The sequence below is a fragment of the Mesorhizobium sp. M1A.F.Ca.IN.020.06.1.1 genome, assembly GCF_004023265.1.
Lineage (GTDB): Bacteria > Pseudomonadota > Alphaproteobacteria > Rhizobiales > Rhizobiaceae > Mesorhizobium.
The window spans coordinates 1-1,282 of the sequence record NZ_RZSR01001302.1 but is presented as its reverse complement, the minus strand read 5'-3'; the positions used below and the strand labels follow the sequence as shown (position 1 = coordinate 1,282).

The following is a 1,282-nucleotide window of genomic DNA, read 5'->3' as shown; positions in this document are numbered from 1 at the left end:
GAGTTGCGCAGCGTCATCGAAGGCGCAGTGGTGCTGCTCAGGAGCCGCTTTGCCGGCCGATTGGACGCGCTGGCGATCACGCTGCCGCCGGCGACGCTGAAAGTGATGGGGAACCGGCTGCGGTTGGAGCAGGTGCTGATCAACCTGTTCCAGAACGCGTTGGAAGCGCTCGAGGGGCGTGACGGTGCTCGGGTCCAAGTGTCCGCCGCGGAAACCGCCGACGGCGTCGCGCTGATCGTGTCCGATAACGGACCGGGGATTCCGCCGGCGATCCTGAAATCGCTGTTCACGCCTTTCAATACCTCGAAGGAAAAGGGCTTGGGGCTCGGGCTCGTCATCTCGAAGGACATCGTCGCCGACTATGGCGGGCGTATCGAGGTGACAAGCAGCGGGACCGGCACCCGCTTCACCATCCATCTCTCGAAGGCTGGCCCGAGATGACAGACGGCAATCCGGTCGTCCTGATCGATGACGATAGCGACCTGCTCAAGGCGACGAAGCAGACGCTCGAACTTGCCGGTTTTGCCGTGTCTGCCTTTTCCTCGGCAAGCGAGGCACTCGTCGGCCTCGATGCCGGCTTTGCCGGCGTCTTGGTGTCAGACATCCGCATGCCCGAAATGGACGGCCTGCAGCTTTTCGACCTCGTGGTCGACCTTGACCCGGATATCCCCGTCATCCTCGTCACCGGGCACGGCGATATCGCCATGGCGGTAAAGGCGATGAAGGACGGCGCCTATGACTTCATCACCAAGCCCTTCGCGGCCGACCGGCTGGCGCAAAGTGTATGGCGCGCCGCGGAAAAGCGCCGTCTTGTTATGGAGAACCGCGCCTTGCGCGAAGCGGCCGAGCAGGCGCAGGAAGGCCTTCCGCTGATCGGCCAGACACCGGCTATGGAGCGGCTGCGCCGCACGCTGAGACAGATCGCCGACACCGATGTCGATGTGCTGGTGACCGGCGAGACAGGCTCGGGCAAGGAGGTGGTGGCGAGCCTGCTGCATCGCTGGAGCCGCCGCGCCAAGGGCAATTTCGTCGCGCTCAATTGCGGCACGTTGCCGGAGACAGTGATCGAAAGCGAATTGTTTGGCCATGAGGCCGGCGCCTTCACCGGCGCGCAGAAGAAGCGCGTCGGCCGCATCGAGCATTCGAGCGGCGGCACGCTGTTCCTCGACGAGATCGAAAGCATGCCGCCCTCCACTCAGGTGCAGATGCTGCGCGTGCTCGAAATGCGCGAGGTGACGCCACTCGGCACCAACGAAATCCGGCCGGTCGACCTGCGCGTCGT

At 64.3% G+C, this 1,282-nt stretch carries 2 protein-coding genes; both read left to right on the top strand.

The features are described 5' to 3' along the window. A partial coding sequence (locus tag EOA60_RS33480; protein WP_245502686.1) for an ATP-binding protein occupies positions 1-441 on the top strand: 441 nt, incomplete at its 5' end. Next, on the top strand, positions 438-1,282 hold an 845-nt coding region (locus EOA60_RS33475; RefSeq protein ID WP_164899785.1), incomplete at its 3' end, for a sigma-54 dependent transcriptional regulator. The genes EOA60_RS33480 and EOA60_RS33475, both read left to right, overlap by 4 nt.